This window comes from Thomasclavelia sp., from assembly GCF_017889095.1.
In the GTDB taxonomy this organism is placed as follows: domain Bacteria; phylum Bacillota_I; class Bacilli_A; order Erysipelotrichales; family Coprobacillaceae; genus Thomasclavelia.
This window is the reverse complement of sequence record NZ_JAGHEW010000020.1, coordinates 1-6,209: the sequence shown is the minus strand read 5'-3', so window position 1 is coordinate 6,209 and position 6,209 is coordinate 1. Positions and strand designations below refer to the sequence as shown.

Below are 6,209 nucleotides of genomic sequence, written 5' to 3'. Positions count from 1 at the left end.
TTTGTGTCGATTACCTCGTAGAGATCCCCGTACAGCGCTTTAAAAAACTCAAACATGACAGGCTCTAACCGGTTGCCCTTTTCGATTGCCTTATTAGTGATAAATTTTCTTTCAGCTATACCGGTTTTTTCTTCCCATAGTTCATAGGGAGTGCGGTACCGCGATACATTCATCACGATACCCGCATCACTTCCTCCGATGCCTTTTCCACGTAAACTGTGCCACTGATCATCACTTTCAATGCGATCGATATGACAGTTGCTGAAGAAAGTTTTATAATCTACCATTTTTCCAGTTCTCTTTTTAATGCAGTGATTTTTTCTGTTATTTCATCAATAACTGCACGATCATCCGCATCTAAAAAGTCCTTACACTCTAAGATATTTTTACGAATTTCAAGAGAACTGATTTCGTTCATGATTGCTTCTTTTTTAGTTGGCATCTTTATCTTTCTCCCCCATGCTCATTTCTTTAAAATATTTAAAAAGATCAGTATCGTTTTTAATCAGAACATTATATTTGTTTCCAAACACCTTATGAATATCTGCCGACATCATTTCAGTAAGATCTTTTGAAAGCGATGTTAGCTCATCAAGCATCGGCTTAAACATATTTACAATTTCCTCTTTTGATTTGCCTGTAGCATGTGCAATATATTCAAGCGGTTCATCATTAAGCCTGAAGTTTACAGCAACTTCCAGTGGAAGTATTTTCAGTTCAATACACATAAAATTTTTAGCGTTCTCTTCCATCCACTCTTTATCTCTTTCAAGATACTTATCTATTCCCAATGTTTTAAATATGATTTCTAAAATCAGATCATCCATTTTTCTTTTCCTCCTACATGATTTTTTCTATAATTCCCGCTACCGTAAAGGCAGCGATAATAAACACTATTACAACTGTGAATACCCCTCGGGCAGTAAGTTTATCTAGATCCATTTTCTTCGATCCTTTCAATTTTTAAATAATTTTTTGTTGTAATATGTCCGCTCAACGAAATAATTTCTTCACTAAGCTGACAAGCGGTAAATTCACTGTTTTCAAACAGTTTATTTAGTTCATCCACTAATTTTTGGACCTGTTTTTCTGTATAACCTGTATCTATAATCAAATTATTCATCTTTGACATTCCTTTCACAATCACTTATAATGTGACTGTACTATCTTGGTTTGGTCGTTGTTGGCGCAACGGCCTTTTTGCTTAGAATTTCAACTAATGCCTGGACTAATTCAGTTGATGGGTTTGGATTCCACCTAGTCATGTATTCTTCAAAAGCTTTTCTCGGAATGACGACCGAACGTCTTCCGTTCTCGTTTTTAACACAAGATCCAGGAAAAACTCCCTGTTCTACTGCGTTACGAATGAACGCTGGATCCTTATTTAATCTTTTTGCACATTCTTCTACCGAGATTGTTTCAGCTCGTTCCATATTTTTCACCTCCTACTGATTTAAAAATTTATTTACAAAATATACCTGGCCTTTACCTGTTACCTTGGTGGTCAGTGTAATTCGAATACTGCCATCGGGATTGGTAATGGTTCTTTCCTTCACTTCAAACAGTTCTAGATCCATTGCTTTTTGAGTTGGCTGATTGTAACGTGAACCGCTTTTGATCAGGTATCCGTTATCTCTAAGCCATTGAAATAATCGATTTTGTCCGATATCATAGCCATTTTGTCTAATCAGTTTTGCCAACTGTCCGATAAGTATCGATTCTTCACTTGTACTTACCGCATCTGCAAATAATGCTTTAGGTTTCATTTGCTGGTTCTCAAGCAATAATTCATTACAGCGGTTTTCCAGAAATTTCATTGATTTTTGAACCAGGAACATCGGATCGTTTAATTTGGCTTCCATATCATTAAATGCTTTGATATATTTGAGCTTCCATTCAAGTGCTTCCTTCCCAGTAAATCCCATTGCCAGTAACGTAAAACCGTCACGGGTCATTAAATACATTGGGTATTCTTGTTTATTTTGCTCATTTACATATGAACTTTCATAAAATAGGTCTGTCCAATTTTGGACACCCCCTATAAGGTTTTTAATATCTCTTAAAATGTGTTGATGATTTTTATTAAAATTTTTAGCAACCTGTAAACTTGTTACCAGCATTTGATCATTTTCTACTTTAATTTCAATCTCATTCATTCAATCACTCCTCATTTTGATATTAAGATCATAATTAACTGAAGCTAAATCATCTGCCATTGATTTGGCTTCTTTTAATAATTCAACTAGGTGTTCAGTTTTCTTTACCGCCTCATCAATTCCAGATACGTTAACATCAACATCAACTGTTGTTCGTTTCTCATTTTTTGAACTGTTCATTTAATCACTCCTTTATAAAAAACATATAAGCAATGGTGTATACAGCTTGAATAAAACTAATAATTTATTAGAATATTCTTATAGGTTTCTCGTATGATGTGAGCTTGCCATTTTTTTGTTCCTCGATTTAAAGGAGGTGATTTAATGACAAATAGAGCCAACGTAAAAGTGTTACATGAGTCTCAAACAGGATTAAACGATAGGTTATCTATTAACGGTGTCACTTACACAAACAATCAGGCTTACAATGCTGCTATACAAGGTAAGATTGATGGTTATCACGGTGTAAATAACAATGGCACTAAATTCATAAGAAGCAATCCAGATAAAAGCAAAAGAAACAATTTGGATTAGCTTAATCTTGATTTAATTTATTTTTCATGGCAGGCTCACATCATACGAGAAAGAAACTGTATCTTTTATTTTTCAGTAAAGAAATATACACCAATGTCCTCTTTTGGAATTTTTAGAATTTTGCAGCACTTGGTGATTTCATTGCTTTTGAAATAAGATTTATTGTTGAGCTTCATACTCTTGGTATAGTCCGAAAATCCCATCAGTTTTGCCCAATTTTCTTCAGTACCGCAAATTTCTCTTATTCTTCCTCTCAGCTTTGAATAATCAAAAACATATTCCACTTAATCACTCCTTTCTTTTCTCGCCTTCCTGGCCAGTAGGAACCCACCATCTTGTTAGATTCACATTGAAAGGAGGTACGGATTTGATCCGATTATAGATAGCACCAGCATCTGCATAAAAGTAAAATTAATATTATTATTCTTGATAATGATGGGCTCCTATTGACCAGGAAAGATATTTAATTTTTTTCTTCACCTCGTGTTATAATAAATGCGGAGGTATACATCAATGAATGATGATTTTTCAAATTTAAACATTTACTTTAGAGAACGAGTTAAACTGTTTATCATGCGTTTTAAAAAGCATGTTTATGCTGAATTTTTCGGCGATTCTCTTAAATTCTTTCTGGATTTAAAATTTATTCAAAGCCATTATGAATTTACTGATACAACTGCTAATAAAAATTCAAGAAAAGCACTGTATTCATTAACCGACAGATACTTTCGGTACTGTCTTTATCGCCGGCGTAAATTCTTTGACAGCAAGATATGGCCTTTCATAATTTCAATTATTTCCGCTATCATAACTGCTGTCATCACTGCGTACATAACAGCGTTATCAGTACTGCGATAACAATAATCAATATGTAAATGATTCTTCGATAAATCTGTCTTCTGCGATAGATAGCCTTGAAGAATTTTTCCTCTTCCTCGGAAATACCGTAAAACTCGAAAAATCCGTCTCTTTCCTTTTTATTCTCTTTTTCCATCTTCTAAATAAGAAATCCTTTCTTTTCTCCATTTTTTAGAAATAACCAGTAGAATATTGTCTACTAACAACCACCAAAATAATATTTCTTTAAGAACTTCCATTTTTATCCTTCTTTCATTAAGCACCGACATGATTTAGCTGATGTCTTAAAACTGTTTCTAAATCATGGCTCATGATTTTGATTTCGTTTTTAGCTTTAGAAAGTTTGATACAATCAAGATACTGATCATTAAAATCATTGATAAATAACTCATACTCGCCTCTTGCTCTTCATTCATCGCAGTTGCAACGATAATCGATGTAGCCTATTTGATTGTCGGATAATAGTACGTATTGTTTTTTCATTGCATGTCCTCTTTTACTCTACATTTTGTAGATGATTATCTAAAAAAATAATATCATCAACAGAAACGTTTAATGCTCTAGCTATAATATCTGCCTCTTCCATAGTTATATCTTTAGGATTTTCTTCCATTTTAGCATAAGTTGTTCTATGACAACCCAATATATTTGCCATATATTCTTGTGAATAACCTCTTGCTCTTCTTATTTCGCATAATTTCATTCTATGTATCATCATCATCACCTTCCTTCTTGTTAATTACATATTACTCTACAAAATGTAGATTGTCAATAAAAAATATACGTTTTGTAGAATTATTTTTACATATTGCTTTATTTAATCTACATTTTGTATTATAATATTTATAGAAATCGAGGCGATAAAATGAGAACACAATTTGGTTATATAATAAAAAACTTGCGAGAACAACACAACCTTAGTCAAGAGGAACTAGGAAATATTGTCAATGTTAGTGATAAAACAGTATCCTCATGGGAAATAAATAGAACCGAACCAAAAATGGGTATTGTTCAACAATTGGCTGATTATTTCAACGTTACAACAGACTATTTAATAAAGGGCAATTCAAACTATAATGACTACGATAACATCTACAGAATAGACAAAATAAAACTCCCCATGTTAGGAACAATAGCATGTGGAGAGCCTATATTTGCAGATGAAGATAGAGAAAGCTATATAATGGTTGGAACTGAAATAAAAGCCGACTTCTGTTTAAAATGTCAAGGTGATAGTATGATCAACGCACGTATCAATGATGGTGACATAGTTTTTATACGAAAACAGGACATTGTAAATAATGGCGAAATTGCAGCAGTTATTATAGACGATGAAGCAACTTTAAAAAGATTTTATTATTACAAGGAACAAAACATGGTTATCCTTAGACCAGAAAACAGTAAATATAAAGACATAATACTTACTGGTGAAGAATTAAATAAAGTAAAAGTATTGGGAAAAGCCGTTGCTTTTCAAAGTGATGTGGAATAAATGAGGAGGAGTAATAGGTGGTAAAAAGTATCTTTGAATTAGAACGTAGATTTGATTTTGATAAAGAGTTTAATAGATTATATGATTTATTGAATATGAAAATTTATAATTATGAATTCAGTCGTTCTAGAGATGTAGACTTTTGGACAATTGTTGATAAATTTTTCACAAAATGGGAACATAGATTAACTGCCATAAATGCAAATCAATATTTTAGCGATTTAGAAATCCACTTCAAAACACCTCGTTCATGTAATAAAACGCAAAAATTATATATTTTGCAATTTATTGATTCGTATATTTGTTATTTAATAAATACTCATACAATCAGTAATAATTATTCAATTATCAGCAATAGCTATTCAATAAATACAGAAGATGAAATATTTGCACCGTATCTTGTAATTATAAAGAATATTGGGGTTATCATCGAGAATCTAAATTTTGAAAGACAACTAAATCATGCTGATAACAGTGTAACATATATTAAACGTGATGCAGATGTGGATAGTGTTCTTTCTATTCTTGAAAATGAAGATGATTTAAGAATGACTTTATTAGAATACAATGACTTTAGAATTGAAAATGATGTTAATGAGAAAAGAATCATTTTAAAAAAATTAGGAGATTATTTAGAACCGAAAAGAAGAGAATTTAACTCTATCAATAAATCATTAACGGACGATGTATTTTTTATGCTAAATAAATTTTACATACGACATAACAATGATGGAAATGTAAAATTTAATACTGATGATGATTATATTAAATGGTATAATAAATTATTCAAAATGATAATTCATTTAATTAGAACTAAATATATTATCAATATACATAACGATTTGAAAGAATACAAAATATAATAAGAACGAACAGGAAGTTGAACAAATTATTAAAGATTTAAGGAAGAAATTTTAATTAGGTAAACACACTTCATAGTGTTTATATAAACTTAAATTATAAAGAGAAGGGATGAAGTATTATGAAAAAATTATTAAGTTTATTTTTGATTTTTGGATTATGTATTGGATTAGTAGGATGTGGAGGAAATGATTCCGAAGAGAAAAAATCAGAAGAATATCTCACAGAATCTGAAATAAGCGACATGTATAATAATCCGGATAAATATAAAGATAGAAAAATTAAAATTTCCGGGAAGATATTTACGG

Annotated in this window: 14 protein-coding genes; 5 read left to right on the top strand and 9 right to left on the bottom strand. The window is 31.5% G+C overall.

The features are described 5' to 3' along the window. The 7 genes from J7M77_RS01035 to J7M77_RS01005 all read right to left on the bottom strand — a co-directional run. Window positions 1–287, bottom strand: a 287-nt coding sequence (locus tag J7M77_RS01035; RefSeq protein WP_296875119.1) for a YqaJ viral recombinase family protein, incomplete at its 3' end; no start/stop codon positions are given. Beyond that, the gene (locus tag J7M77_RS01030) at window positions 281–442 is read right to left on the bottom strand and encodes a hypothetical protein (RefSeq protein ID WP_296875118.1); all 162 of its coding nucleotides are present in this window, start codon (window positions 440–442) and stop codon (window positions 281–283) included. The genes J7M77_RS01030 and J7M77_RS01035, both read right to left, overlap by 7 nt. Beyond that, on the bottom strand, window positions 432–827 hold the full coding sequence (locus tag J7M77_RS01025) for a hypothetical protein (RefSeq protein WP_296875116.1): 396 nt from the start codon (window positions 825–827) through the stop codon (window positions 432–434). The genes J7M77_RS01030 and J7M77_RS01025 overlap by 11 nt, the downstream gene beginning before the upstream one ends. A 101-nt stretch (window positions 828–928) precedes the next feature. Next, the gene (locus tag J7M77_RS01020; RefSeq protein ID WP_296875115.1) at window positions 929–1,123 is read right to left on the bottom strand and encodes a hypothetical protein; all 195 of its coding nucleotides are present in this window, start codon (window positions 1,121–1,123) and stop codon (window positions 929–931) included. Window positions 1,124–1,163: 40 nt separating this feature from the next. After that, window positions 1,164–1,433 carry a helix-turn-helix domain-containing protein gene (locus J7M77_RS01015; protein WP_296875114.1) on the bottom strand — a complete coding sequence of 90 codons (270 nt, stop codon included), beginning with the start codon at window positions 1,431–1,433 and terminating at the stop codon, window positions 1,164–1,166. 12 nt (window positions 1,434–1,445) lie between these two features. Then, a complete protein-coding gene (locus J7M77_RS01010; protein WP_296875113.1) occupies window positions 1,446–2,156 on the bottom strand; it encodes a phage regulatory protein/antirepressor Ant in 711 nt (236 codons plus the stop codon). Continuing rightward, window positions 2,157–2,336, bottom strand: coding sequence for a hypothetical protein (locus J7M77_RS01005; RefSeq protein WP_296875111.1), 180 nt, complete (start codon window positions 2,334–2,336; stop codon window positions 2,157–2,159). 144 nt (window positions 2,337–2,480) lie between these two features. Here J7M77_RS01005 and J7M77_RS01000 point away from each other — a divergent pair, with 144 nt between their 5' ends. Continuing rightward, window positions 2,481–2,690 (top strand): DUF3892 domain-containing protein, encoded by a 210-nt coding sequence (locus J7M77_RS01000; RefSeq protein ID WP_296875110.1) that lies wholly within the window; start codon window positions 2,481–2,483, stop codon window positions 2,688–2,690. A gap of 65 nt (window positions 2,691–2,755) precedes the next feature. On the opposite strand, the gene J7M77_RS00995 is transcribed toward J7M77_RS01000, so the two are convergent. Further along, complete coding sequence (locus J7M77_RS00995) at window positions 2,756–2,974, bottom strand: DUF739 family protein (RefSeq protein ID WP_296875108.1); 219 nt, start codon at window positions 2,972–2,974, stop codon at window positions 2,756–2,758. Between the two features lie 229 nt (window positions 2,975–3,203). On the opposite strand from J7M77_RS00995, the gene J7M77_RS00990 reads away from it, so the two are divergent. Further along, the gene (locus J7M77_RS00990) at window positions 3,204–3,548 is read left to right on the top strand and encodes a hypothetical protein (protein ID WP_296875106.1); all 345 of its coding nucleotides are present in this window, start codon (window positions 3,204–3,206) and stop codon (window positions 3,546–3,548) included. Window positions 3,549–4,044: 496 nt separating this feature from the next. Here J7M77_RS00990 and J7M77_RS00985 read toward each other — a convergent pair whose 3' ends face one another. Then, a complete protein-coding gene (locus tag J7M77_RS00985; RefSeq protein WP_296875104.1) occupies window positions 4,045–4,263 on the bottom strand; it encodes a helix-turn-helix transcriptional regulator in 219 nt (72 codons plus the stop codon). A gap of 150 nt (window positions 4,264–4,413) precedes the next feature. Here J7M77_RS00985 and J7M77_RS00980 point away from each other — a divergent pair, with 150 nt between their 5' ends. The 3 genes from J7M77_RS00980 to J7M77_RS00970 all read left to right on the top strand — a co-directional run. After that, window positions 4,414–5,040, top strand: coding sequence for a LexA family transcriptional regulator (locus J7M77_RS00980; RefSeq protein WP_296875102.1), 627 nt, complete (start codon window positions 4,414–4,416; stop codon window positions 5,038–5,040). A 17-nt stretch (window positions 5,041–5,057) separates the two neighbouring features. Beyond that, entirely contained in the window at window positions 5,058–5,903 is an 846-nt protein-coding gene (locus J7M77_RS00975; protein ID WP_296875100.1) for a hypothetical protein, read from the top strand. A gap of 119 nt (window positions 5,904–6,022) precedes the next feature. Continuing rightward, on the top strand, window positions 6,023–6,209 hold a 187-nt coding region (locus J7M77_RS00970; RefSeq protein ID WP_296875098.1), incomplete at its 3' end, for a hypothetical protein.